The sequence below is a fragment of the Larkinella sp. C7 genome, assembly GCF_006149005.1.
In the GTDB taxonomy this organism is placed as follows: domain Bacteria; phylum Bacteroidota; class Bacteroidia; order Cytophagales; family Spirosomataceae; genus Larkinella.
Map to the genome: position 1 here is coordinate 91,434 of NZ_VBSL01000003.1, position 26,831 is coordinate 118,264.

22 protein-coding genes are annotated in these 26,831 nt (G+C 54.4%); 15 read left to right on the forward strand and 7 right to left on the reverse strand.

Going from position 1 to position 26,831, the window contains the following annotated elements; all coding sequences use genetic code 11:
* Positions 1–36: 36 nt before the first annotated feature.
* Positions 37–1,398, forward strand: coding sequence for an oxygen-independent coproporphyrinogen III oxidase (hemN, locus tag FH871_RS08750; protein ID WP_138991074.1), 1,362 nt, complete (start codon positions 37–39; stop codon positions 1,396–1,398).
* A 38-nt stretch (positions 1,399–1,436) separates the two neighbouring features.
* Here the strand turns inward: hemN and FH871_RS08755 are convergent, their stop codons facing one another.
* The 4 genes from FH871_RS08755 to FH871_RS08770 form a co-directional block, all read right to left on the reverse strand.
* Positions 1,437–1,967 carry a hypothetical protein gene (locus tag FH871_RS08755; RefSeq protein ID WP_138991075.1) on the reverse strand — a complete coding sequence of 177 codons (531 nt, stop codon included), beginning with the start codon at positions 1,965–1,967 and terminating at the stop codon, positions 1,437–1,439.
* 18 nt (positions 1,968–1,985) lie between these two features.
* Positions 1,986–2,678 carry a hypothetical protein gene (locus FH871_RS08760; protein ID WP_138991076.1) on the reverse strand — a complete coding sequence of 231 codons (693 nt, stop codon included), beginning with the start codon at positions 2,676–2,678 and terminating at the stop codon, positions 1,986–1,988.
* A gap of 96 nt (positions 2,679–2,774) precedes the next feature.
* Entirely contained in the window at positions 2,775–3,224 is a 450-nt protein-coding gene (locus FH871_RS08765) for a pyridoxamine 5'-phosphate oxidase family protein (RefSeq protein WP_138991077.1), read from the reverse strand.
* Between the two features lie 5 nt (positions 3,225–3,229).
* Positions 3,230–4,354 carry a L,D-transpeptidase family protein gene (locus FH871_RS08770; protein WP_138991078.1) on the reverse strand — a complete coding sequence of 375 codons (1,125 nt, stop codon included), beginning with the start codon at positions 4,352–4,354 and terminating at the stop codon, positions 3,230–3,232.
* Between the two features lie 212 nt (positions 4,355–4,566).
* Between FH871_RS08770 and FH871_RS08775 the strand changes: the two genes are divergently transcribed.
* The 7 genes from FH871_RS08775 to FH871_RS08805 all read left to right on the forward strand — a co-directional run bounded on the left by FH871_RS08775 (position 4,567) and on the right by FH871_RS08805 (position 14,299).
* Positions 4,567–4,812 (forward strand): hypothetical protein, encoded by a 246-nt coding sequence (locus FH871_RS08775; protein WP_138991079.1) that lies wholly within the window; start codon positions 4,567–4,569, stop codon positions 4,810–4,812.
* A gap of 51 nt (positions 4,813–4,863) precedes the next feature.
* Positions 4,864–5,682, forward strand: a complete 819-nt coding sequence (locus FH871_RS08780) for a universal stress protein (protein WP_138991080.1) — start codon at positions 4,864–4,866, stop codon at positions 5,680–5,682.
* Between the two features lie 99 nt (positions 5,683–5,781).
* Positions 5,782–6,654: a universal stress protein gene (locus FH871_RS08785; protein ID WP_138991081.1), complete on the forward strand. Its 873-nt coding sequence runs from the start codon at positions 5,782–5,784 to the stop codon at positions 6,652–6,654.
* A gap of 337 nt (positions 6,655–6,991) precedes the next feature.
* A complete protein-coding gene (locus FH871_RS08790; protein WP_138991082.1) occupies positions 6,992–7,603 on the forward strand; it encodes an RNA polymerase sigma factor in 612 nt (203 codons plus the stop codon).
* 92 nt (positions 7,604–7,695) lie between these two features.
* On the forward strand, positions 7,696–8,778 hold the full coding sequence (locus FH871_RS08795) for a FecR family protein (RefSeq protein WP_138991083.1): 1,083 nt from the start codon (positions 7,696–7,698) through the stop codon (positions 8,776–8,778).
* Positions 8,779–9,013: 235 nt separating this feature from the next.
* Positions 9,014–12,613 (forward strand): SusC/RagA family TonB-linked outer membrane protein, encoded by a 3,600-nt coding sequence (locus tag FH871_RS08800; protein WP_171062801.1) that lies wholly within the window; start codon positions 9,014–9,016, stop codon positions 12,611–12,613.
* A 12-nt stretch (positions 12,614–12,625) separates the two neighbouring features.
* The gene (locus FH871_RS08805; RefSeq protein WP_138991085.1) at positions 12,626–14,299 is read left to right on the forward strand and encodes a SusD/RagB family nutrient-binding outer membrane lipoprotein; all 1,674 of its coding nucleotides are present in this window, start codon (positions 12,626–12,628) and stop codon (positions 14,297–14,299) included.
* A gap of 189 nt (positions 14,300–14,488) precedes the next feature.
* Here FH871_RS08805 and ppsA read toward each other — a convergent pair whose 3' ends face one another.
* Positions 14,489–16,885, reverse strand: coding sequence for a phosphoenolpyruvate synthase (gene ppsA, locus FH871_RS08810; protein ID WP_138991086.1), 2,397 nt, complete (start codon positions 16,883–16,885; stop codon positions 14,489–14,491).
* Between the two features lie 381 nt (positions 16,886–17,266).
* Here ppsA and FH871_RS08815 point away from each other — a divergent pair, with 381 nt between their 5' ends.
* The 4 genes from FH871_RS08815 (at position 17,267) to FH871_RS08830 (ending at position 21,116) form a co-directional block, all read left to right on the forward strand.
* Positions 17,267–18,373: a response regulator gene (locus FH871_RS08815; RefSeq protein WP_138991087.1), complete on the forward strand. Its 1,107-nt coding sequence runs from the start codon at positions 17,267–17,269 to the stop codon at positions 18,371–18,373.
* Between the two features lie 96 nt (positions 18,374–18,469).
* Complete coding sequence (locus tag FH871_RS08820) at positions 18,470–19,297, forward strand: universal stress protein (RefSeq protein ID WP_138991088.1); 828 nt, start codon at positions 18,470–18,472, stop codon at positions 19,295–19,297.
* 26 nt (positions 19,298–19,323) lie between these two features.
* Complete coding sequence (locus FH871_RS08825) at positions 19,324–20,079, forward strand: SDR family NAD(P)-dependent oxidoreductase (protein ID WP_138991089.1); 756 nt, start codon at positions 19,324–19,326, stop codon at positions 20,077–20,079.
* A 92-nt stretch (positions 20,080–20,171) separates the two neighbouring features.
* Positions 20,172–21,116: a 1-phosphofructokinase family hexose kinase gene (locus FH871_RS08830; RefSeq protein WP_138991090.1), complete on the forward strand. Its 945-nt coding sequence runs from the start codon at positions 20,172–20,174 to the stop codon at positions 21,114–21,116.
* Here the strand turns inward: FH871_RS08830 and FH871_RS08835 are convergent, their stop codons facing one another.
* Positions 21,117–21,932: a CPBP family intramembrane glutamic endopeptidase gene (locus tag FH871_RS08835; protein ID WP_138991091.1), complete on the reverse strand. Its 816-nt coding sequence runs from the start codon at positions 21,930–21,932 to the stop codon at positions 21,117–21,119.
* 317 nt (positions 21,933–22,249) lie between these two features.
* On the opposite strand from FH871_RS08835, the gene FH871_RS08840 reads away from it, so the two are divergent.
* The gene (locus FH871_RS08840) at positions 22,250–23,386 is read left to right on the forward strand and encodes a DUF6544 family protein (RefSeq protein WP_212768207.1); all 1,137 of its coding nucleotides are present in this window, start codon (positions 22,250–22,252) and stop codon (positions 23,384–23,386) included.
* Positions 23,387–23,507: 121 nt separating this feature from the next.
* Here FH871_RS08840 and FH871_RS08845 read toward each other — a convergent pair whose 3' ends face one another.
* Entirely contained in the window at positions 23,508–23,849 is a 342-nt protein-coding gene (locus FH871_RS08845) for a thioredoxin family protein (protein ID WP_138991092.1), read from the reverse strand.
* A gap of 308 nt (positions 23,850–24,157) precedes the next feature.
* Between FH871_RS08845 and FH871_RS08850 the strand changes: the two genes are divergently transcribed.
* Both FH871_RS08850 and FH871_RS08855 read left to right on the forward strand, forming a co-directional pair.
* The gene (locus FH871_RS08850; protein WP_138991093.1) at positions 24,158–25,774 is read left to right on the forward strand and encodes a PAS domain-containing sensor histidine kinase; all 1,617 of its coding nucleotides are present in this window, start codon (positions 24,158–24,160) and stop codon (positions 25,772–25,774) included.
* On the forward strand, positions 25,752–26,798 hold the full coding sequence (locus FH871_RS08855) for a response regulator (protein ID WP_138991094.1): 1,047 nt from the start codon (positions 25,752–25,754) through the stop codon (positions 26,796–26,798). Before FH871_RS08850 ends, FH871_RS08855 begins: the two co-directional genes overlap by 23 nt.
* Positions 26,799–26,831: the final 33 nt, after the last annotated feature.

The window sequence follows — 26,831 nt, forward strand, 5'->3', positions numbered from 1 at the left end:
TCTCCACCAATTTTGGTGCTCCAATCTCCAGATCGTATGCAGTCTCTTATTCAGAAATACGACGTTCCCGGCCCGCGCTACACGAGTTATCCGACCGTGCCGTTCTGGGACGAAACCACGTTCAGCGAAACCGCCTGGGTGCAAAATCTCAGACAAGCGGTTTCGATCAGCAACAAAACGACCGGTTTGAGTCTGTATATTCACCTGCCGTATTGTGAAAGCCTGTGTACGTTTTGCGGCTGCAACAAGCGCATCACCCGCAACCACGGCGTCGAAGAACCGTACATCGATGCGGTTTTATCCGAATGGAATCTCTATTGCGATTTGCTGCCGGAACGTCCGCGCCTGGCCGAACTGCACCTGGGGGGAGGAACGCCCAGCTTTTTTGCCCCCGACCAACTGGAACGGTTGCTGACGGGTATTTTCGAACGGGCAACACCCACCGAATCACCGGATTACGGCTGGGAAGGCCATCCGAACAATACGACCTGCCAACATCTTCGGGTACTCTATCAGTTCGGTTTCCGACGGGTCAGCTTTGGCGTTCAGGATTACGACCCGGTGGTGCAAAAGGCCATTCACCGGCTTCAGCCGTTCGAAAATGTGCAGCAGGTGACGACCTGGGCCAGACAGATGGGCTACCAATCGATTAGCCACGACATCGTGTTTGGACTGCCGTTTCAGACACCGGATTCCATTACCGATACCTTCTACAAAACCCTGATGCTGCGGCCCGACCGCATTGCGTTTTATTCCTACGCGCACGTTCCCTGGATCAAAGGCAACGGGCAACGTGGTTTTCGGGACGAAGACCTGCCGTCGGGTGCGCAGAAACGGATTCTTTACGAAACCGGGCGGGCGTTGCTGGAACAGGCGGGGTACGTCGAAATCGGCATCGACCATTTTGCCCTGCCGCACGATGCCTTGTTCAAAGCCCTGCAAACCGGGACGCTGCACCGGAATTTCATGGGCTATACGACCACCCGGACCCGCGCCCTGATCGGCCTCGGAACCTCCTCCATCGGCGATGTGTGGTCGGCGTTTGCCCAGAATGAAAAAGATCTGGATGCGTATCTCAGCCGGGTCCGGGCGGGCGAACTGCCGCTGCTGCGCGGCCATGTGCTCAGTCAGCAGGACCAGTTTTTGCGCCGACAGATTCTGAACATCATGTGTCAGGGCGAAACCCGGTGGACCTGGGATAGCTGGACGGAGGACGAGTGGGCGGTGTTGTGCGACCGGCTGGAGTCGTTCCGGTTCGACGGGTTGATCGATTTCAACGCGGAAGGCTTGCGGGTGCTGTCCGAAGGTCGCCCGTTCCTGCGGAATATCTGCATGGCGTTCGATGCACGGCTCAACCAGGCCCAGCCCCAGACGCGGCTGTTTTCGCAGACGGTTTAGGCGTTTGAAGAGTGGAGCCGCTGACAGCGCTGGCGGAATCAGGAGGCCGCATGCCGGGTTGAAAAGGATTTTCTGTTCGTCCTGCTCCCCGGTTTTTCGTTTCTGGTCTCCCACAAATACGTATCGTCGTGGTTTTTTTGCAGCCGGTAAAAGGCAATGGCCATCAAAACCGTAGCCGGAAAAGCCGCATACAGCCCCAGTGGCGCAATGGCCAGCCCGAAAACCAGCCCATCCCAGCAACCCAGTTTAAAAAGCTTTCCTTTCAGAAGCATCGACCCGGCAATCAGGGCCTGACCGGCGGCAATCACCAGGATCATGGGTCTGATGATGGTTACAAACGGTCCCATGATAAACCAGCGATACAGCGGAATGGCCGTGTCGGCATAATCCTGATACACCGAAGGGGAAATCAAGGCCATCGACGCATTGAACCAGGCTGCCCAGCCAAACAGGAGCAGGAAAAACAGCCGGGTGGTCCGGGGCCAGTGTTTACTCCCCCAGATGGCGAAGAGGAACAGGAGGTTGGCGACGGTATAGGCCGTCCAGAAAAAGGTGAGGGAGAAAAACATAGCGGTTTGGGAGATCGGTTACAAAGCGTGAGGATAACGGAATCGGCCCCCGCCGATGGACAGGGTTACATACAGGCCGTTGAGGGCATACGCCGGCTTGAACTGGTGCTGCACACCTTCCGGAATCTGCACCCAGTGGGCCGACTTGGTACTGACCAGGTACCCGACGCGTAACCCCAGCCAAAGGCCCCGGACTTCATCCGGATTGTCGGACGGATTGCGTGCGATCAATTGGTTGAAATGAACCGCCAGATCGGTGGAATGGCTGGGTAGCATCCACACCACCGGCTCAGAACCCGTTTGGTTGACGCTGATGACGGATGACGAAAGCCCCTGGCTAAAAGACGAATAAAGCAGACACCGCCGGTTGTCGAACAGCACGTAGCCCAGCTTGAGTTGCCCCAGACCGGCCACGCGTTCGACGCGGGTTTGCTGAACAGAAACGCTGCGGGCCGTCAGAGCCGACGCACTGAACCCGGCCATCAACCGGTTTCGGCGTAACCACCCTTCCCCTCCGCTGTAGATAAAATGGTTATGGAGCGTGGGAAACCAGTCGGGAGCGAAGGTTTGGGCGACGGCACCGGAACGCGGGGCATTGAGGTAGCCCATTTGAAAAAAGCCGATACTACCCCGGACGGTCTGGGCCGAGGCCCCCGCGCAGCCGACCAGCAACAGGCCGAGCATAATCCCTACTGCAATAATCCGTCTCATCGTCTTGATAGGTGAAGGAGCGTGTAAACCGGTATAAAACTCTTTCGGAATCGGAAAAAAGAGAATGACGGATGAGAGGTAACCGGCTGATCGTCGTCAGGTTAGCGAGTGGGTATAACACCGGCCGGTTTTGCTCTGGATCTGAATCCGGTAGACCACCGGGTAGACGACGTTTTGATCAACGGGTTCTTTTTCGCCGGGATACCCCATTTTTTCACCGGCAAAAACCGGAATTTTTCGGTGTTCGAGCAGATACAGCGCATAATCGCGGTCATCACCCTGCAATTCTTCGAATAAGCCTTCGATTACCACGCTGTTCCAAATACCCGGGCTGATCATTTCGTCGATTTCGAAAGCGACGTGCGGATTTTTGCGCAGCAACTGGGTTTTGGTGCCTTCGCGGGTGAGACCCAGGATGGCGTGGCCATCGTAATAATACATGATGGGTTCGATCAGAATTCGATCGTCGGCGGCACAACCAATGCGGCCAATGTACTGATTGACCAGCATGGAGTCGATTACTTCGTTGGTAAGTTCGGTTAACATCGGATTTAGCGTTTTACGGTTTGCCAGCCGTACACATCCGGATAAAAAACCAGCGTGCTGGCCGAGTTTACATCGACGGTTTGGTACTGAATAAGGACCGGAACCGGGCCGGGTAAGGAAACGGTTCGGGAGGGAAGATTGACCTGAGGGCTTTCCAGAAAAGCCGGTTTGAAATACGGCGACCCCAGAAGCAGATTCGCGAGTTCGACCGGTTTGGCCACCCGGATGCAGCCGTGGCTCAAAAACCGCCGACTGTTGCTGAACAACTCCCGGTGGTTGGTGTCGTGCAGGTAAATATCAAACGGACTGTTCACATCGAATTTCATCACACCCAGCGCGTTATCGCAACCGGTAGACTGGCGCAGACGATACGGAAAATTTTGGGCCGAAAGCGCCGTCCAGTTCACGGATTCGGGCGCAACGATCCGGCCCTTTGCATCGAGCACCTGTAGTTTCATCGCATCCAGAAACCCCGCCGGATTGCGTTTGATTTTCGGTAAAAATTCCTTGACGGCAATCGACCGGGGCACATTCCAGTACGGGTACGTAATGATTCGGGTGAGTTGCGCGCCGAAAAGGGGTGTCGGGGTGCGGGGGGCACCGACAATCACCCGCGACTGGAGCACTTCGTTTCCCTGACGATTCAAAACCCGGAGCGTTGCGGAAGGAATGTTGACCACCACCACGAGGTCGGAAGCCACCCGATTCAGCCAGCGGTAATTGTTCAGGGCGGTTTTGATCTCGTGCCAGCGCGGAATCGAATCGCCACCGAAAAACATCAGGGAGTCTAACCCCGCCCGCAGTCGGCGGTAGGGCTCGAAAACCGGCTCCAGTGAGTGCCATTGGGCCACCCAGTCCGGTGTTTTCTGCCGAATCTGCTCAACCACCTGATTGACGCGGGCCGAATCGATCTGTTCCGGCAGGTTCCAGTAACTCAGCCGGTTGGGGCGGTTTCCGTAGGCCAGTTCATACGCCAGCCGACTCAGGGTGGTGCTATCCATCCGAACCCCGGTGGTGTCCAGCCCCGACCGATACAGCAGATTTTGCCATTCGGGAAGGGTTTGACCCACCACGGTCGGAAACCGGGCGGTCAGGAGAACCAGGATAACCCAAAGTGTTTTTAGATTCATCGGTTGCGGTATCAAGAGACGGGATCGCTGCGGTAACCGGTACCAAAGGAAGGGCGTAGCAGCCTGGGAAGTCCTAATAATTATAGGCGGGCGAGGTGATTTATATCAGCATTCGGTCGAATGAATATCAGGGCGTTACCGAAACGGGGCTTTTAGCTTTGCGACAGATTGAACGAAAGTTCTTATCCAGCCCTAAACCGTCCCATACCGCCATGACTTTTGAACCCGCCCAAAATCAACTGGCCTTTGTGTTGCCCGTCTCCTTCCGGAAAGCGGAAGTGATTTTTCAGAAACGATTTGATCACAGCGAAGAAGTTCATCTGGTGGTTCAGCCGAATCAACGGCCCCGGCAGGTGGTTTCAACGCAGCAACTGAGCAGCGGACTCTGGCACGTTATTCTGGACTGGTGGGATGGAAAACGGCATTACTGGGCCGAAAAAGATATTGTCATCCACTAAACGGGGCAAAGGCAGTTTCTGCGTGTTCCCACTACAACCCTACTTTTACCGATGAAAACCATTGTTTTAGCGACTGATTTTTCCAAAAGTGCCAAGCCCGCGTCGGACTTTGCCCTCCAGCTTGCCACGCTTCTCAAGGCCCGGCTGGTTCTGCTGAACGTCTACCACCATCCGCTACGCATTCCGGCTTTACAGGCCGTGTTTACGCCGATGGAGGAAAAAAATAAAGTGAGCGCCCGGCGGAAACTCTACCGGTTGCGGGACAAGATGCAAGCCGCTGCGGGCGGACGGCTGACGATCTCGGTCACGGCCCGGGAAGGCTCGACGCTGGAAACCATCAACGCAGTGGTAAAAGAGCAAAAAGCAGATTTGCTGGTAATGGGAACCGCCGGTGCCAACTCGCCCGGTGCGCGGTATTTCGGGAGTCAGGCGACGGAAATGATTCTGCACACGCTGGTGCCTTTGCTGCTGGTTCCGCCAGCGGCCCATTTTGTGCCGTTTAAAAACATTGTCGTGGCGATTGATTTCGGAAAACCGGTCGATGCCCTGGCGCTGGATGGTGTTCTGCGGTTTGCCACCCGGTTCGATGCGTTTCTGAACATCCTCGGTGTCAGCGACAAACCCGCCGATCCCGCCATTCAGGAGGCTGCGGAAGCCGTTCGGGATCTGCTCCGGCATCGTCCGCACACGGTAACGGTTGTTGGCGGAGACGATTTGACCCAAACCATTCTGGAATTTACGCAGGCGAACCGCGCGGATCTGGTCATGATGTTGCCTAAATCCCACAACCGGTTTCTGTTTTCCATTCTGGAAAGCAACACCCAGCAGATGGCGCGGCAATCCGACGTGCCGGTTTTGGCGATTGTATAAAATTGGTAGTTTTAAGGCCCTGCTGTGCCGAAAATCCACCAAGGGGGGGGTTAGCGGCATTGAAATTGCAGGAAAAAAGAAAACCCTTATTCCCTGGTTATGAAAAAGATACTGTTGCTAACCGACTTCTCGGAAGCATCAAAAAAGGCGATTCACTTCGCCCAGGCCCTGTTTGACGACACAGCCGCCGAATTCTGTCTGCTGCACGCGTATCCGCTCGAATCCGATACCATGTACGGAACAACGTTTCTGATGGAAGAGGCCGAACAAAATGCCTACCGCAGCCTGCAGGAAATGCTGTCGGAACTGATGGCCAACTATCACCCGCCGTTTCATTCCTACCAGATTCGAACCGCCCCCGGAAGTCCCATCGGGGCGGTGGAAGCGGCTCTGGAGCAGGAAACGTTCGACTATGTGGTGGTGGGGGCCAGTGGTTCCGGATTCATGACGGTTTTGGGAAGTGTGGCCACCGGGCTGGTCCGGCACGCCAAAACCAATGTGCTGGTGGTGCCCCACACGACCGCCATCCGACCCGTTCGGGAGGTGGTGCTGGCTACCGACTCCAGCACCCTGCAGCATGTGCCCTGTTTAGAACCGCTCAACGAACTGGTGACGCGGAAAAGCGCGCGTTTGACGGCCTTGTCCATCGTGAACAGCCAGACGCCGAAGCTGGCCGGCGAAGCGTTTGATGACTATAACCAGCGGCTCGCGCAGGTATTCGATTCGGTGGAAACCGGACCGTATTTTATTCTGGACGATGAAGTGGAACACGGCATCAACACCTACCTGACCACCCATTCCGTCGATTTATTAGTAACCGTTCCGCACCGGAAAACGCTGATGGACGCGGTCTGGAACCGCAGCCTGACGCGTCGGCTGGCCTTCCGCCCGCCCGTTCCGCTGCTGGCTCTGTATGATCCGGAGCCGGTTGGCCGGGAATCAGCGGAGAAACCCTTCTTTGACGAAGCGTAAGAAAAGTAAGCTAGGATGGATTGATGGAAAAGCAGGGGTCGATGACTCCTGCTTTTTTGGTGAAGAAAAGGGACGTGAATGTAAATTTTTAAATAATGAACGCTGAATGTAAGCGGGTTTTGAATTGATTTGATCCTTTTTTTGTCAGGTTGCTAACCAGAAGATAAAAAGTGGGCCTCTACTCTGATCGCAGGGGTTCACTTTTTCTTAATACAAAGATGTTGATGCAGCGCCATTTCTTTAGTACTTTTCCTAATATTGAAACGATAAATAACCACATGCTTTCCCGGGGGAACCACTCCCTTCTGACCCGCTAAAATCAGCTAAACCCGAAACCATGTCCAATCTGCCTGAAACCAACCGATCGAGAGATTCCCAGCTCTGGAAAGATCTTGTGCTGGGCAGTGAGCAGGCGTTGGGATCTCTCATGCGGATCCACTATCGGTCTTTGCTGAATTACGGGCAAAAATTTAACCGGGATGAAGAATTCCTCAAGGATTGCATCCAGGAATTGTTCATCGAAATCTGGAACCGGAAACTAACGCTGTCGAGCCCCGACAACGTCAAAGCCTATCTTTTTTCGTCACTTCGTCGCAAAATATACCGGGAGGCTCACAAGCTCCCACTTTTCCATCATGAAAGCGCGGATGCCGAAGATGGCGGGTTACACGTTGAATTTTCCCCGGAATGGTGGCTCATTGAAGAAGAAAGTCTGGCGGAACGTACCCGAAAAATGGGATACCTGCTCAACCTCCTCCCCAAGCGTCAACGCGAGGTGATCTATTTAAAATACTATCAGGAACTCAGCCGGGATGAAATAGCGCAGGTTATGGCCATTTCTCCCCAAACGGTATCGAACCTGATTCAATTGGCTTTCATGAATCTGCGGGACCGTATCAAGACGGTTTCTATCAGCCTCTTCGCCTTTCTAGCCCTGTTTATACGCTAGGAAAGGCTCTTCTTCATAAATAATAAAAAAATAATACAATAATCTGGTATGGGAGACGCATCTCCTGCATCTCCTCATTGAAGCCTATTTCTATGACCGATTACCGCAAGTTTATCGTCGAAGATTTTATGACTGACCCTCTGTTCAGGGCATGGGTTCTGAACGGTGACGCCCAGGCGACCGCTTTCTGGCACCACTGGCTGGCTGGCAATCCGGACCGGTCGGAAATGGTGCAGGCGGCCAGGGCGCTTTTGCTGGCGATGGATGAAAAACGACCAACGCTTTCCGACGATGAACTCGACACAATCGTGGAAGGCACGCTTGGAAAGCTCAGCAGTAACCTGGAAACGGGCCAGCCGACTGGCAGGCGGATGTATCTGGTGTGGGCGAGGGTGGCGGCTGCCGTTCTGGTGGTAGCCGGACTTGGCTGGGGGTTGCACAAGTTTCCGTTGGGTGCTTCTTTTAAAACCATCTCCACAACGTCATCACCGTCGGAAATTCGTGTGGAACGGACCAATCACACGGACCGGCCGATGACGGTGTTGCTGGGCGACAAGAGTACCGTGATTTTGCAGCCAGGCAGTCGGCTCTCGTTCAGTTCGGCTTTGGAAAAAGAGCCCAGACGCGTCGTTTATCTCGATGGCGAGGCCTTCTTTGATGTCGTGAAAGATCCGGCTCATCCTTTTTTTGTTTATTCAAACCATCTAAGTACCAGAGTCTTAGGTACTTCTTTTCGCGTAGTGGCCTATGAGCGGGAAAAACAGGCTTCGGTAAGCGTGCTCACGGGCAAGGTTACCGTATTTATTAAAAAAGACCTGGAAAAAATGAACAAGATGGCAACCCGCCCGGGGGGACTGGTTCTATCGCCCAATGAGCAGGTTACCTTTAGTCAGAATAAGGACAGGTTTACAAAATCAAGGATTCAAGGGCTGGCTAACCTGTATCACCCGCCCCGGTTTTCGTTCGACGAAACACCCGTAACAGACGTTTTTAATGCCCTTGAAAAGGCTTATGGGATCGATATAGAATACGAGCCTGAAAAGCTGTACGGATATCGGCTGACTGCCACATTTTCAGAAATGAGCCTGCATGACGAATTGCATCTCATCTGCCGCATTATCAAAGGCACCTATCACATTGAAGAAGGCAGGGTGATCATAGAAACCGATCAATAACTGCCTCAGAAGCCCTAATCCATTCACGAAACCCTGCCTTACCCTTATGAATAAAACCTGATCTACAAAAAACAAACGATGTCGCAACCATCATTCGCTCCTAAACCCCTTTAACCTCTTCCGTTGACAAGCCTTGATCCGGGTAAACAGCGGTCTTTGCCCCATTAGCAAGTGTTGTAAAACAGTTAAAAATATGAACCAAACCCAGCGTTTCAAAACCCTATGGCGCACTATTATGAAACTATCGGTACTCCAGCTTTGTATCGCCCTGGTCTTTTCCAGCCTCTCTTTTGCAGGCGCCGATGCGCGTGGACAAGAAATCCTTGAGAAAAGAATAAGCCTTCAAATGGAGGGCATGACCTTAAAAAAGGTGCTTTCTGCGCTCGAAACCCGGTCGGACGCCCGTTTTGTGTACAACCCCGGCGAAATTCCGTCGTCTCTGGAAGTGAACATTTCTGCCCGTCACGAGCGGTTGAGTGATGTGCTGACCAAACTGCTTAGCCCTTTGCAGACCGGGTATGAGGTGAAAGGAAAACAAATCCTGCTTTTCAAAAAGATCAGCAACGCGCCCCATGAATCAGGGGCAGTGACCATTCCGGTGTTCGAAGCGCGTACGGCACCGACAAAAACGGTGACAGGCGTTGTTACTTCCAGTGGAGACAAGGCGGGAATACCGGGCGTGAACGTCATCCTGAAAGGGTCACAGTCTGGAACAACCACCGATGCTACGGGGAGGTTTTCCCTGGACGTCACCGGCGAGGCCGCCGTGTTGACCTTTTCCTATATTGGGTACCAGACACAGGAGGTTGCGGTCAGTAATCGCAGCGTGATTGACGTGGTAATGGTCGAAAGTGTCAACACCCTGCAGGAAGCTGTTGTGACGGCCCTCGGTATCAAGCGCGATAAAAGGTCTCTTGGCTACTCCGTGGGCACAATTGAAGGAACGTCCATTACGCAAACCCCTCAAAATAACGTGTTGAACGCCATGGCCGGCAAGATCGCCGGTGTCCAGATTTCGCAGATGGGCGGGGGCGTTGGATCTTCGGTGAGCATGATCATCCGCGGTGCCAACTCGCTGAATGGCGACAACCAGCCGCTGTTTGTCATCGACGGAGTTCCTGTGGCCAACAAGCTTTCCAACGGTTTTGCAGGCGCTGACATGGGTAACCCCATTTCCGACATCAACCCGAATGACATTGCCAATGTGTCCATCCTGAAAGGACCCAGTGCCGCTGCCCTGTATGGTTCACGAGCCGGCAACGGAGTGGTTCTGATCACGACAAAATCCGGCACGGGTGGTAAAAGGGGGATTGGTGTGTCTCTGAACACCTCGGTGGTGGCGGATGTGCCTTTGCAGTATGTGGCGGTTCAAAACAAATTTGGATCGGGCAAGACGGGGGCGCACATTCTGGAAGAGCCGGAAAATGAAAGCTGGGGGGCTGCACTTGACAAAGGGGAGCAATGGGCGTTGTGGAACAGCAACGGACAAAAAGTACCCCTGGTTTCTTATCCCAACCGTTTCCGGGATTTTTTCCAAACCGGCATCACCAACACGAACAACGTTTCGGTCAATGGTAACTACGACAAAGGAAACTTCAGGCTGTCGCTCGGGAATATGAAGAATACCGGCATCATCCCGAACACGGATCTGTCCCGCCTGACGATCGCCCTGAATACCACCTATAACCTGACCGACAAGCTGCGGGCTTCGGTGAATGTGAACCTCACCGAATCGGGTTCCGACAACCGGCCGATCATCGATCAAAGCCGCAATGACGTCGTACGGAGCGTCTACGAGACTGGTTCTCAGGTAAACATCAATGACCTGCGCGACTATTGGCTTCCCGGCCAGGAAGGCATTGCGCAGCGAAAGTACAAAGACAAGCAAAATAACCCTTTCTACCTGGTGTACGAAAATCCCACCGGCTTTAAACGTGACCGGGTTGTGAGCAAAATCCAACTCGACTACGACATCACGAAGGAGTTCTCGATCATCGGCCGGTACTCGCGTGACTCGTACACCGAGATTCTGGAAGCGAAAAAGGCCTACAACAACTTCGAGGCTGTGAATGGCGCCTACCAGGTTTCAAACAACTACAACAAGGAAACCAACCTTGACCTGATCCTGAGCTACAAGAAAAACATTGGCGAAGCCTGGAGCCTGAACGCACTGGCCGGATTGAACCGGCTGGAGCAATATGGACGGAGCCTGGCGACCTCGGCAACCGCCCTGGTGGTGCCCGGGGTTTACAACATCTCCAATGGCGCTCCGGGAGCGGTTTCCTATAACAGCCTGCTGAACCGGAAGAAACTTTACGGCGTGTATGGATCAGCCTCCATTGGGTTCAAAGATATGGTCTACCTCGATCTGACCGCGCGTAACGACTGGACCAGTACCCTGCCGAAAGGGAACAATTCCTATTTTTATCCATCCGCTTCGCTGAGCGTTATTGCTTCGGAAATGTTCACCATGCCTCGTTGGGTCAGCTTTGCCAAAGTCCGGGCGGGCTACGCGCAGGTGGGTAACGATGTGGCCCCTTACGCTTACAGCCGTATCTACCAGACCGCCCTCGACTGGGGCGCTGCCAAGAGTATGTACATGGGTGGAACGCTCACCAACCCGGATCTGAAACCTGAGATCGCGACTTCCGGCGAAATCGGTGTAGACCTGAAGTTCCTGAACAACCGCCTGGGACTGGATGCAACCTTCTATCAGCGAGGGAATAAAAACCAGGTACTGTCGATCGTGACACCGATCGAATCCGGTGCGAACACCAAGCAGATCAATGCCGGACTGGTGGAAAGCAAAGGCTTCGAACTGGCCCTGTACACGACGCCGGTCAAAACCGAGAACTTTACCTGGGATATGAATTTTACATTGACCCGGAACCGCACCTATATCACCAGACTGGCGGACGGGATCAAGTACTTCTCGTTTGTGTCCTACTCGGGTGCCGAAGTGCGGACTTATGAAGGAGGCCAGGTGGGTGATATCTATGCCGCACCGATCCTGCGGGTGAAAGATACCAATTCTCCGTACTACGGCTACCCGATCGTGACCAATGGAGGACTTTACCAGACTGACAACGATGTGAACAACCTGAAAAAGATCGGAAACTTTAACCACAAGTTCCTGATGGGCGTTCAGCCGTCGATCACGTACAAAAATATAACGCTGTTCGCCAATGTCGACTGGCGCCTGGGCGGGTCATTCTACTCCAATACGATGATGTTCCTGGGCAACAATGGACAGTTGGAAGAAACCCTGACGGGTGAAAGCTACGATCCGAACCGCAGCCTGGCCGAACAGATCAAGGAAAATCCCGATAAATACCTGGGTAGCTGGGTGGGTGGCCGCAATGCCGAATACCACGGGTTTGCCTGGCCGGAAGGAAGTGTGGAAGCAAGCCGAAGGGTGCAGGATGCCAGCCTTAATCCCGGCGTACTGGCCACCAAAGATGCAAACGGGAATACGGTTTATACCGAAAACCTGGGAGGCCCGGGTAGTAAATGGCTCGATCCTTTCAGTGCCTACCGCTACGCCAACCGTCCGTTTGCCGAAAAGAACATGTACAGTGCCACCTACGTGAAAGTGCGGGAAATTTCCATAACCTACCGCCTTCCCAAAAGCTTTGTAAACCGTCTGCATTTGCAGAATGCATCGGTGGGGTTCGTCGCCAACAACCTCTTCATGTGGACGGCAGCGGGCATTAAGGGACTTGATCCCGAACGGGCTTTCAGACCCAACGGTGTGGGCTGGACGCAGGGGGTGGAGTACTACAACGTATTGCCTTTCACGGGTTCGTTCGGGGCTAAATTGAACGTGGACTTTTAATTGGAAGTGAACATGAAAACGATAAAAACATTGAGAATTCTCCTGCTGGCGATGATGGGTCTATGGCTATCCGCCTGTGAGGATCTTACCGAGGTTAACAAAAATCCCAACAGTCCTGAAAATGTGTCGTCGAACTACGTCCTCACCTATTCACTGGTCAATAGCGGAAAGCTCGTCTTTGGTCTGGGGAAGAACAGTTCCAAAATTGCAGCTGCCATGCAGTATATGCAGGCGGGAACAAACGAAGGAGCCGCAGAAACGAACCAGTATGCGTGGGGTCAGGAAGGCTGGGGCAGCTACTACGATATCCTGCGAAATGTGCAGATCATTTATGACAATGGCGTGCGGGATGACAACAAACTGTTCCAGGGCATCGGACTGACCATGAAAGCCATGCTCTTCGGGTTGCTGACCGACCTCTATGGCGACATCCCGTACAGCGAGGCACTGAAGGCCAGCACCGGAGCGTTTTTTCCAAAATATGACAAACAGGCCGATGTCTACAAGGGCATTCTCACCGACCTGAAACAAGCGAACGAGCTGCTTCAAAACCTGACGCCCAAGGATGTGGTGAGCGCAACTTCTGATGTGATGTACAAGGGCGATGCCGCGAAGTGGAGAAAGTTTGCCAATTCGTTGCGTCTGCGTTACGCCCTTCGCCTGGCGGATAAAAAGGCGGAAATAGCGGCATTGGGTATCAACCTTGAAACCGAGTTTAAGGAAGCAGCCGCCGGAGCATTTACCAGTAAGTCCGATGATGCAACCCTCGCTTTTCTGGGTACCAATTCAGACAACGCCCAACCCGGTGGCCCGCTGGCATCGGCTACCTTCAACTGGCTGACAAAACCGGCAAAACCACTCGTCGACAAGTTGCTTCAACTGAAAGATCCGAGGTTGCAGCGCTGGGCCAATCCGGTGCGGAGAAAATGGGATGCAAATGTGACCCAGGTAACCACCAGGACGGTCACGAACCTCTTTGGCGAAACGTATTCCGTCGTCTATGTGCCGAGTGTGGCCTCCAGTGCAGATACCAACCTGTACGTAGGTTTGCCAGTTGGTCTTCCCATTACGCAGGGGATCGTCTACAACAAGGGGAATGACGTGTCGGTTTATCCCAACGAACAGAATCCCTACATTTCGTTCATCCATGACCGATACCGTAAAAATACCGACCCCTACGTGGCGATGAATTTTATGAATTACCCCGAGGTTGAGTTTATTCTGGCTGAAGCAGCCTTATTGGGCGGATTTGGGGTCACTGACGCGGAAGGTCACTATAAAAAAGCCGTTCAGGCGTCGATGGACAAAGAAGGGGCGCTGGCGGCCACCTCATTCAACTTTGAAACGTATTATGCGCAACCAGGAGTGAGCTACGCCAGCGCTGGCAACAAGCAGGAACGGATTCTGGAGCAAAAATGGATCTCGTCCTGGTTCAGCATCCAATCCTGGTTCGACTGGCGACGAACGGGCTATCCCACACTAAAGACGGGGCCGGTGGCACAGTTCGGCCCGGCACTGCCGATCCGTTACATGTACCCTACGCCCAACCTGGATCCCAAATACATCGCAAATTACACGGAAGCCGTAAGCCGGTTGGGCAGTACCAACTTTATTCCTGCCGGCCAAAGTAAGGATCACCACTATGCCAAAATGTGGCTCATACAAGGCACAAACAAACCCTATTAAAAAGATGAGCCCGATCCAGACGCGGATCGGGCTCATCTTTTTAATCCGTAGCCTGACCTGGTTCGCCAGGAGAGAGCATTCCATGCAGCCTCAAATGGCAGGCAATCACCGGGATGCAATCTTTTTTTGGAGGAACGGGTTGGGCACCAGTTGGAATTTTATATTCACGTTTTTTAAGTCCTCCTCCCGTTACAATGCATCCAGCGCCAGCAGGATTTCGGCTTCGTGAATGGTCGTGAGTCCGCGCAGAAAAGCGTCGGGCGTGAGCGAAATGCTATCGATGCCTTCTTCGGTCAGGAAACGGGCAAAGGCAGGGTTGTCGCTGGGGCCTTGTCCGCAGATGCCCACGGGGCAGGCGGCATGGTGGGCCTTCCGGATGAGCATGGCAATCAGTGTCCGTACCGTGGGGTTGTTTTCGTCAAAAAGCCCCTGCACCGTCGACGAATCGCGGTCGACACCCAGCGCCAGTTGGGTCAGGTCGTTGGAACCAATCGAAAAGCCGTCGAAGAGTTCGGCAAAGGCTTCGGCCTGGATGATGTTGCTGGGAATTTCGGCCATCACATACACTTCCAGCCCATTTTCGTGCCGGGCCAAACCGTACTCATCCATTACCTGAAGCACCCGTTTGCCTTCTTCCACCGTTCGGCAGAACGGAATCATCAGTTTCACATTGGTGAACCCCATCTGGTTGCGCACCCGGCGCATGGCGTCACATTCCAGCCGAAACCCGTCGCGGTATCGCGGATCGTAGTAGCGACTCGCCCCGCGCCAGCCCAGCATCGGATTTTCTTCTTTAGGCTCGAAATCACAACCACCCAGCAGGTTAGCATACTCGTTGGTTTTGAAATCACTCATGCGAACGATCACCGGCCGGGGGTAAAAACTGGCCGCCACCAGTGCCACGGCCTGGGCCAGTTTGTCCACAAAAAATTCTTTTTTGTCGGTATAGTGGTGGGTGAGCTGCGTAATTTCCTGCTTCACGGTTTCGTCCGTCAGTTGGTCGAAGCGGGCCAGCGCCATCGGGTGAATGCCAATCGCGTTGGTGATGATGAATTCCAGCCGCATGAGTCCCACGCCCTGGCTGGGGAGTTGCGACAGCCGCAGCGCCTGCGAAGGGTCGCCCAAAATCAGGTTACACTGGGTGCGGGGTTTGGGCAGTTCCGTCAGATCGATGGTTTCCTGCGTAAAGGGCAGCGCGCCTTCATACACAAAACCGTCCTGGGCGTCGACGCAGGAAACCGTGATGGTAGCCCCGTCCGCAATGACCTGCGTGCCGTTGTTGGTGCCGACCACCGCCAGCGCGCCCACTTCGCGGGCCACAATGGCCGCGTGGCTCGTCCGGCCACCCCGGTTGGTAATGATGGCGGAGACTTTTTTGAGAATTGGGTCCCAGTCGGGTGTGGTGATGTCGGTGACCAGAATGTCCGACGCGCCGATGGTGGCTGGCACGTCTTTGGGCGACGCCACCACCCGGGCAGTTCCCGTAACGATCCGGTGGCCGATGCCTTTGCCCTGCGTGAGGGTTTTGCCCGGTGCCTGCAGGCGGTATTCAGTGAGTTGCAGCGTCGATGATCCGAAGGCGGTAATGGGCCGGGCCTGCACAATGTATAGTTGCTGGTCGATGCCGTCTTTGGCCCACTCGATGTCCATCGGTTTGCGGTAATGTTCTTCAATGATCCGCGACCAACTGGCGAGCTGGTTCACCTCGGTATCCGTCAGGACGAAGGCAGCCCGGCGCTCCGGGGGGGTATCGGTGTTGATCGTCGGCTGACTGGCTTCGGGCGTATCGGCATACACCATCGTGACCGATTTTTCGCCCACTTTCCGGCTGACGATGGCGTTGGGCCTTTTGGCAATCGAGGGTTTGAAGACATAGAATTCATCGGGGTTGACATTGCCCAGCACCACATTCTCGCCCAATCCCCAACTTCCCGTGATCAGCATCAGGTTTTCGTGGCTGGTGTCGGGGTCTACTGTAAAACAGACGCCGGCCGACGCCTGATCGGAGCGCACCATTTTCTGAACGCCCACGGAAAGGGCCACTTTCAGGTGGTCAAAACCGTTGTCATGCCGGTATTTGATGGCCCGATCCGTAAACAGGGACGCGTAACAGGCCTGGCAGGCGTGCAGCAACTGCTCTTCGGTCTGGATGTTGAGGAACGATTCGTGCTGACCGGCAAAACTGGCCGTAACCAGATCTTCGGCGGTGGCGCTGCTGCGAACCGCCACCTGAATCGGGTTCGGAAAATGGTGCTTCAGGTCGATGAACGCTTTTTTGATGGCTTCGGCAAGAACCGGCGGAAAATCGGCTTTCCGGATCAGGCACCGGATCTGGTGGCCGATGTAGTGAAGGTTGGAAAACGTCCGGGTGTCCAGTTCGTTGACCAACGCCTGAATGGGCATCCGCAATTCATTGTGATGCAGAAATTCGTAGTAGGCATCGGTGGTGAGGGCAAAGCCGTCGGGAATCCGGACGCCGTAAAACCGCAGTCCGTTAAACATTTCGCCGAGCGAGGCATTTTTACCGCCCACTTTGGCAATCATTCCGTTGTTGATCTGGCTAAAAGGAAGTACCCACGTGTTCATATCCGTTAAGGGGTTATAAAATGCGGATGCAAACTAGTGGATGGGCCTCCTGTCCGCTATGACGTTACTCAGGCAGTACACTGATGCTGCTTACCGGTATGCTGCGGAAGGTCGGGCCCGACACCCGGGTGAAAAACCGACGGGCTTTCTGCCTGAAAAAAGGCTGGATTTTTATGATTTACGAAAGGTATGTTACTGATTTTTGTCATATCGTTACATAGATCAGGTCATGTAAAAAGGCCGGAGCAAGACGTAGTTTTGTTTAATAAATACACCTTTATACGTCGTTAAATTGTTGATTTATATCTTCTTTTTGCTCTCAAAATCAGACAAGGATTTCCCTTTGTCCGTAAAAAACCTTTCTCTATTTTACCAATTTTTATGCCGACACAAATACTGATTATTGAAGACGAAGAGCAAATTCGTGAAAATGTAGCCGAATGGTTGCGGCTGAACGGCTTTGAAGTGGAAACCGCTCCCGACATAAAACAGGGCGTAACCCTGGCCATTCTGGAACGACCGGATCTGATCCTCTGCGATGTTCTGATGCCACGCATGGACGGGTATCAGGTGCTGGAAACCATCCGCAGCAACCGATCTTTAACCAGTGTTCCATTTATGTTCTTGACGGCGAAGACCGATCTGAAAGACGTGCGCCGGGGGATGGCCCTGGGCGCAGATGATTACCTGACCAAACCGTTTACGGGCGAAAGCCTGCTGCTGGCTGTCGAAAACCGCCTGCAACGCGAGGCCCTGCGAAAAGCCAGCCTGCAGGCCCAACTGGCCGAACAGCACCTCAAGATGGCGCGGGCCGCCGGACATGAATACAACACTACCCTCAACGGCATTATTGGCATGTCGACCCTGCTGGCAAATCACCTGGACGAGTTCGACGATGTCGATGCGGTGTCGATGCTGGAGACGATCCGCGTGTGCGGACTGCGGCTGAAAAGGTCGCTGGACAATGTTCAACGGATTGGAATCCTCCAGCACGTCGACCCGTCACACAGCGCCTATACGTATTTTACGACGGGAACGACCACCTTGCAGCCCGACCGGGTGAAAGAGCAAATCCGGCTGGTGGAAAACCGGCAGGAGCAACAAGTCACTTGGCGGGTCGATGTGGAGGAAGCGACACTGCAAATTTCGGAGGAAAATCTGACCCTTATTCTGGACGAACTGATCGATAACGCCATCAAGTTTTCGGATCAGGCCGGTATTACCATCACGGGGTATCTGGAAGGTGACGAATACCGGCTCGCCGTAGGTAATAAAGGCCGGATGTTTAAACCGGAGCACGTGACTCAAATTGCCCCGTATACGCAGTTTGACCGGGAGGAGTTTGAGCAACAGGGCTTCGGGTTGGGGCTGGCGATTGTAAAAAAACTGGTTGATCTGAACCACGGTTCGCTGTCGATCGGCTGTTACCCCGATGGCTGGACAAAGGCGATGGTGTGGCTGCCCGGCCAACCTGTGAATCCGGCCTGAACGGGTGACTTTTCTCAACAAACCGGCTGCGCTCCGTCATGGGAAGATTGCTTGTTTTCAATGTGCTTTGAGCCATCAAACTAATTGATGTTCACGATGAAAACGATACTGGTTCCCACGGATTTAAGCCCCATGACCGACTATGCACTGGATGTAGCCGTGGGGCTGGCCCGAACCTACCGGGCCGAAATTATCCTCCTTCATACTGTTCTTTACCAACTGATTCCGCAGCCCGCCATGGACTACACCCAGGAACTGTCGCTGATGGTCACGGAGAACTACGGCGAAGCCCGGAAAGAAGCCGAGGAAGCCCTGGAAAAGCTGGCGGCCAATCCGAAATACGCGGACGTTACCATCAAAACAAAACTGGGCAGCAGCCTCGATGGCCTGATTCGGAACATTACTGAACAACCGGCCGATCTGATCGTTTTAGCTTCCAAAGGGGCCACGGGTTTGACGGAGTGGCTGGAAGGGTCGAACGCCGAGTTGATTGTCCGGCACGCCAACTGCCCGGTTTTGGTGATCAAACATCCCATCGAACACTTTCAGCCCCGGAACATTGTCTGTGCCATCGATGTGGATGACAAGCTGAAGGAGCGCCATCCGTATCCGTTTCAGCTAACGGATCAGGGCCTTCGTCAGTTTGTGTATGTGCTGACGCCCACCGACGGCCGGCAACCCGAAGGCATCCGGGAATGGATGGACGAATACGCGCTGAGCAAAGGCATCGATCATTTTAAATTTCAGATATGGCCGTACCGGTCCATTCCGGAGGGCATTCTGGATTATGCCGCGGACGTAAAAGCCGATCTGATCGTGCTCTACACCCACGGCTATACCGGCATTCGCCACTGGATTCAGGGCAGCGTGGCCGAAGATGTGCTGAATCATGCCGACATACCGGTCTTGATCATGCGCGCTTAAGGGCATTTTTTTAATTGAATGGGAACATGGATAAAGACTTAAATGGAAAAGTGGCTCTGGTAACCGGGGCGGCTTCGGGCATTGGCCAGGCAATCGCGGTTTTGTATAGCCAGCACGGTGCCAGTGTGATGGTGTCGGATGTCAACGAAACACGGGGGCAGCAAGTGGTTGACCAGATTACCGCCGACGGGGGCGTTGCCCGGTTTTTCAAGGCCGATGTCGGCGATCCGGCGCAGTGTGAAGCACTCGTCTCGGAAACCGTCTCCGCGTTTGGCGGGCTGGATATGGCCTGCAACAATGCGGGCATCGGCGGAGAACTGAACCTGACGGCGGATTACTCGCTGGAAGGCTGGCAGAAAATCATCAACGTTAACCTCAACAGCGTTTTCTATTGTTTGAAATACGAACTGGAAGCGATGCTGAAGCAGAATAAAACCGGGTCCATCGTCAACATGGCGTCCATTCTGGGGCAGGTCGGAACGGCGCAGTCGCCGGGCTACGTAGCCGCCAAACACGGGGTACTGGGGCTGACCCAAACGGCTGCCATCGAGTATGCCGCCCGTGGAATCCGGATCAATTCGGTTGGCCCGGCCTACATCGATACGCCTTTGCTGGGCGTGTTGCCGCCGGAAGTCAAAACGATGTTGGTCGACCTGCACCCCATCGGTCGGTTGGGTCGGTCGGAAGAAGTGGCGGAACTGGTGATCTGGCTGTCGTCAGACAAAGCCTCGTTCGTAACGGGGTCGTATTATCCGGTCGACGGCGGTTATCTGGCGCGGTAATTCACCCATACATCGTACCTTACGCAACCCGTTTCGGAGCGCACCGGATAGTCCGGTAGTCCCCGAAACGGGTTGCTTTTCCATATAAGAGGATGATTCTCACACTGACGCTGAATCCCGCCGTAGATGCCAGCACCACCATCGACCGTCTGGTGCCCGAACACAAGCTGCGCTGTGAAACCGCCCGCTACGATCCCGGTGGGGGTGGCATCAACGTCTCCAAAGCCCTGCTTCGTCTGGGCACAAAATCCCTGGCGGTTTTTCCGGCGGGTGGCGCCACCGGTCAATGGCTGGAACAACTGGTAGCCGAACAAGGGATCGATTACCGGGTGATGCCGATGGCGGGCTGGACCCGGCAGAGCTTCGTCGTTCTGGAGACGTCGACCGGACAACAGTTCCGGTTTAGCTTACCGGGACCCACCTGGTCGGCAGCCGAGGGCGAACAGATGCTGAACAGCTTGCGCGATTTTTCCGAACCGATCGACTACCTGGTGGTCAGTGGCAGTTTGCCGCCGGGTTTGCCACCAGACTACTGTGCCGCCATTGCCCAACTGGCGAAGGAACGCAACATCCGGCTGGTTCTCGATACGTCCGGCGAACCCTTAAAACGGGCAATTCAGGAAGGGACTTTTTTGCTGAAACCCAATCTGGGCGAACTGGCCTCCCTCGTCGGCGTTGACAAACTGGAACTGGAGGAAGTGGAAGAAGCCGCCCGTTCGGTGATAGAACAGGGTGGGTGCGAGCTTATGGCCGTTTCACTGGGACCAGCGGGGGCTTTGCTGGTGACGAAAGAAAACCGCCGGGAACACCGGCGCGGGAGCTTCCGGGTTCCGGCCCCCACAGTTAAAAAGCAAACCACCGTCGGCGCAGGGGATAGCATGGTGGGCGGAATGGTTTTCGCATTGTCACAAGGCTACTCCTACGAAGAGATGCTGCGGCTGGGGGTAGCCTGCGGAACGGCAGCCACGATGAACCCTGGCACGGAGTTGTTCCACAAAGACGATGTGGAACGGCTGCTGAGATGGATCAGCCGCTAATTACTGTTCAAGGGTTTTTACGCGGGGCTGACGGGATAAATTGGTGGGTTTCCATACCAGGAGAATACCAACGCCCCAGAGCGTTACGGCCATTCCGACATAAGTCATCACGTCGGGGCGGCCTAAATCGGCCATGAAAGCGATGTCCATCGTCGCGTGAAATAAGGCACAGGCCAATAGGCTTCCCCGACTGCTGTTGAAAAGCCAGGTAAAAAGAATGGAGCCCGTCAACAGGCTGATCAGCCAGCCGACAATGCCGGCCCCATCCATCGAATGATAGCCGGAGCGGACATAAAAAAACAGCGGCCAGTGCCACAGTGCCCATCCTGCCGTGATGAGAAGTGACGACGTTAGGGCAGAAAACCGTTGTTGCAGGCGCGGCAGGGCATAGCCGCGCCACCCGGTTTCTTCGCCAAAACCCACGACGAAGAGGTTTAATGCTACAAACGGAATGGGTGAAATGGTGGCCAGTTCGTGCGAATGCCAGAGCCCCCGCCAGTCGACGGTTTGAATTGCTCCGTGGGTACTGATACCCACGGCAGTGAAAAGAATCAAAAACGGCAGCAGGGCGCCGAGTAAGCCATAAAAAGCCGGTTTGCGCGGAACAAGCAGGCTCGTGAAAAGGGCGCGGAGACCCCGGCTGGAATTTTCCGTTTTTGTCCAGATCACGGCGGAAAGCAAGGGCCCCAGCAAACCCAGATAATGGAGGAACGCGGATGTTTTCCAGGCTTCCGGAAAAAAAGGCAACCAGTAGGGTGACCAGCACAGCCATGAGATCGCGCAGGTGGTGAGAAAATAAGCCAGTAGTCGTTTCATGGAATCAATCAGGAGGTATTCCGGGATACAGAAAGCCCAAAACTAGGGCAAACGGTTTTAACAGGAATTGACTGCTGACAGGATCCACAGTAACTGTCATCATCCTGTGGGATGAGCTAAGTCATCGGAAGACAGGTCGTTATAGTGCTATTTTGTGGAGATGTACCGGATTTGAACACTTCGAGTCCCCAAGGCCGGGTGGCGGCAAAAGGCGCACCGGATCTTCCGAATCCCCGACGTCTCGGGTCGGCCATTCTGACCCCTCTCTGCCAGCCCCTGTCAACTACCTGATCAAAAACTAAACAGTTCCAAATCCCATGAGTCCACTATTCAGGTTCGTTTTTGCGGGTATTCTGGGTCTTCATGGTCTGATTCACGGGATTGGATTCGTGAAAGAATGGCACCTCATGACCGTCAACGCCTTTCGTGCGACAACCGTCCTGCCGTTGTCTGAAAAAGCCGCCAAAGTAGCGGGTGCGCTCTGGCTTTTGACGGGTCTGGTGTTGCTCACGGCAGCCATCAGTTTGTTAACCAGCCAGAGCCGTTGGTGGCTGGTTGCGTTGCTGGGGATTGGGCTGTCTCAACTCCTCATTGTTCTCTACTGGCCGGATGCCAAAGCCGGAACCGGGCTCAATGTGCTTATTCTGGCCGTTAGTCTGGTGGCCTATGCGGATTGGGATTTCAATGCGAATGGAAAGGCGGAGGTCCGGGGTTTGATTGCCGAATCCGGGGCCGCGAAGACGCCGGTGATCACTGCCGAGTCATTGACTCCGCTGCCACCTGTTGTTCAGAAGTGGTTAAAACGGGCTGGTGTCGTTGGAAAAAACCGGATTCAAACCGTTCAGCTGAAGCAGATCGGGCGGATGCGGACCAAGCCGGGTGGGAGCTGGATGCCCGTCGAGGCCGAGCAGGTTTTTACGGTTTCTCAACCCGGTTTTGTCTGGCTGGCCCGCATCGAGGCTGCACCTTTGTTCTTTCTGGTGGGCCGGGATCAGTACCGGCACGGGCGGGGAAACATGCGGATCAAGGCACTGGCTCTGGTTCCGGTTGCGGATGCGGAGGGAGCCGAAATCGATCAGGGAACGATGCTGCGGTATCTGGCCGAAACCGTCTGGTTCCCAACGGCTGCCTTGAGCAACTATATCCAGTGGGAGGGGCTGAGCGACACATCGGCCCGGGCGACGATGCACCAGGGCGGAATGACTGCATCCGGGGTGTTTACCTTCAACCCGGCGGGCGATGTCATCCAGTTCGAAGCCCGGCGCTATGGGGAATTTGATGGCACCTACCGGCTCGAAACCTGGTCGATTGCCCTGCGGGATCATCAGGAACGGGCGGGCGGGATCCGGATTCCTGTGCAGTCGGACGTAACCTGGAAACTAAAAACCGGCGATTTTACCTGGTACACCCTGGCGATTTCGGAAATCGACTACACAACTCTGCCGGGTGACTAGAAACTACACCTTTCTTCTACTGCATCAACGTGTTACGGCCATGCAGACAATCAAAAAAAGCTGCGGTATGCCGGGTTTCTGACGCTGCATTCCGCGCTCCTGCCAACATGAGCGGTTGCTGTTAGGCCTTGAAGATCTGGGCGCTTGCCGCAACCAGGCGTTCCGACAGCAACGCCGACAAATCTTCCTGCGGCATTCCCACCTGCCGCCAGAGTTCAACGCCCCGTTGCACCAGCACGAAAGAGGGCGTCTGGGTGATATCGAAACTTCGAAAAACATCCTGGTGGGCGAGTTCATCCATTCTCAGAACCTGCACCTGGCTGGACAATTGGTGTTGTAGTGAATCGGCCAGGGTTCGTAGCCACGCCTGCTGCACGCGGTCGGTTCGCTCCGAGGGCATAAAGAGGAGCAAAACCGCCAGGCGGGCGGGCGTCTGCACGGGGTATGGATCTTTAAAGTTCATTTGCTTGCGTTACCACATTCGTTCGTCAACCGAGGCCGTTGTCCTCCTGGGTACAAATGTGGTAATTCGGCTGGCCAAAAAGACTGATGTTGGTTAGGAGCAGCCATGATTCTTGGCGGGGTAATCCGATGAGGTGGAAGTCGCCGTCTTTACATTAAATTGATGATCATTCTTTGAAATGTGCTACGTATATAGGGTATTGTAGACCGAATAGAGTAACTTAGAAAATCTATTTAGTAACTTCGTATGTGCATTCGTTCAGTCCGGCCGGTGCCGATGGAGACTTTACCGCAGTATAGCCGCATCCTATGTTAGTTAATCTATACTCTGAGGCCTTAATCAATCTACTTTTTGAAAAAAGTGACGATTTTTTCGGCATCTACGACCTGAGCGAGAAACACTTTGTCCATGTCAACCCGGCGGGTGTTCAGATGCTGGGCTTTGCTTCGGAGCAGGCTTTGCTGGCCGATCCGGTTCGTTCCCGTTCCATCCGGACGCAGCCTTTGCCGGACGAAGACCGCAATCGTCTGATCGAGCAACTCCTGCGCGATGGGCATTACGAAGAACGAACACCGATTGGGCGGCAAAACGGGCAGATGTTCTGGGGGCATCTCATTATCAGCACTTTTGTCGTGTATGACCGGCCCTACGCGCTCGTTCAGCTCATCGACCAGGAGCCGTTGCACCAGGCTGAGCGCGAGCTGGAAAACAGCGTCCGGCGGTATCAGGGTATCTTTTCCAATGCCACCATTGGCATCATCGTTTGCAACCAGCAGGGCCAGATTGTGTCGGCCAACCAACTGGCGGAACAGTTGTTTGGGTATGCTCCGAATGAACTGATGGCCCTGACCATCGAGCAGCTGGTTCCGCGGAAAGTGAGCAGTTACCACGAAAAACTCCGGCAATCTTTCAACGAAAATCCGCAGGTGCGGGCGATGGGCCACAACCGCGATCTGCACGCCCAGCGAAAAGACGGTTCGGTGTTTCCGGTTGAAATCAGCCTCAGTTACTTCCGGCTGGAAGACGAATTGCACGCCGTTGCCTATATTATTGACATTACGTTTAAGAAAGAAGCCGAACGGCAATTGCTGGCCCACCGCGACCACATCGAGCGGCTCAACGCCGACCTGGAACACAAAGTGGCCGACCGCACCCAGGCGCTCATGACCACGCTGGAACAGTTGGAACACTCAAAAGATGAACTGGCGAAGGCTCTGGTGGTGGAGCGGGAACTGGGCGAATTGAAATCGCGCTTCGTTTCGATGGCTTCCCACGAATTCCGGACTCCACTGACGGTAGTGCTGACCTCGGCGGCCTTGATCGAACGTTACGCCAGCAGTGAACACCAAAGCAACCGGCAGAAACACCTCGACCGCATCCGGGCGTCGGTCAATCACCTGAACGACATCCTCGAAGAGTTTTTGTCCGTCGATAAACTGGAGGAGGGAAAAGTCGTTGCTCACCCCGTTGAAGTGGTGGTTTCCCAACTGGTTGGCGAAACCGTGGCCGATATGCAAAGTCTGTTGAAACCCGGACAAACGATCCACACCGAGCTGTCGTGCCCGATTTCGGTATGGATCGACCCGTCTCTGCTGCGTAAAATTATGGTGAATCTCCTTTCCAACGCCGTTAAGTATTCCGGGCCGGGATCGACGGTAACCCTACGGGTTGCCTGTGCAAATGGACAGATGAGGCTGGCCGTGGAAGATCAGGGTGTGGGGATTTCCAAAGAAGACCAGGAACACCTCTTTGAACGGTTTTTCCGGGCTCAAAATGTAACCGATATATCGGGCACCGGGCTGGGTCTGCACATCGTGGGGCGTTACGTGGAGTTGATGGGGGGGCAGGTATCCTTAAAAAGTGAGTTGAATCAGGGCACGTCCGTAACGTTATTTATTCCGTATGAAAACCATTCTCTTGATTGAAGACAACGACGCCATTCGCGAAAATACTGCCGAAATTCTGGAATTGGCCGGTTATGCCGTTCACACGGCCGAAAACGGGAAGGTGGGGGTAGAAAAAGCCCTGACCGACAAGCCGGATCTGGTGATCTGCGACATCATGATGCCCGTATTGGATGGGTATGGCGTTTTGCATATTTTCAACAAAAACCCCCAGTTGGCTGGTGTTCCGTTTATCTTTCTGACCGCCAAAACCGAGCGGACGGAGTTTCGAAAGGGCATGGAACTGGGCGCTGATGATTACCTGACCAAGCCCTTCGAGGAGTCGGAACTGCTCAGTGCGATTGAAGGCCGGTTAAACCGCTTCCGCAACGTCGGGCCTGCCTACAACCTGCAGCAGGACGGTCTCGACCAGTTTCTGAACGATGCCCGGCACGCAGGAAATCTGGAGAGCCTGTCGGTAGATCGAAAAGCCCATCCGATGCGGAAAAAGCAGTTTGTCTATACGGAAGGCGATACGCCAACGCGCCTGTATTTTCTGAAATCGGGGAAGGTCAAAACCGTTCGCACCAACACCGACGGGAAAGAATTTATCACCGGACTCTACCAGTCGGGCGACTTTTTCGGGTATCTCGCCCTGCTCGAAAACCGGGATTACGGCGACTCTGCCGTAACGCTGGAGGATTCGGAACTGGTTTACATTCCGAAAGAAGATTTTCAGCAATTGCTCCTGGCGAATTCCACGGTGAGCGGACAGTTCATTAAAATGCTGGCAGGACACGTTGGCGAGCGCGAGGAGCAGTTGCTGCACATGGCCTACAATTCCATCCGGCGCCGGGTAGCGGATGCGCTCCTGAACCTTTACCGGCAAGATCCGGAAGGCGTTATTCAGCTTTCGCGGGACAACCTGGCCGCCATTGTCGGCACGGCCACCGAAACCCTGATTCGCACCCTGAGCGAGTTCCGGCAGGATGGTTTGCTCGAAATCGCTTCAACGGGCACCATCCGGGTGCTGCAGCCCGAAAAACTGCGTCAGGCGAACTGGTGAAACAAACCACCATCTACCGCCCGGATGAAGCAC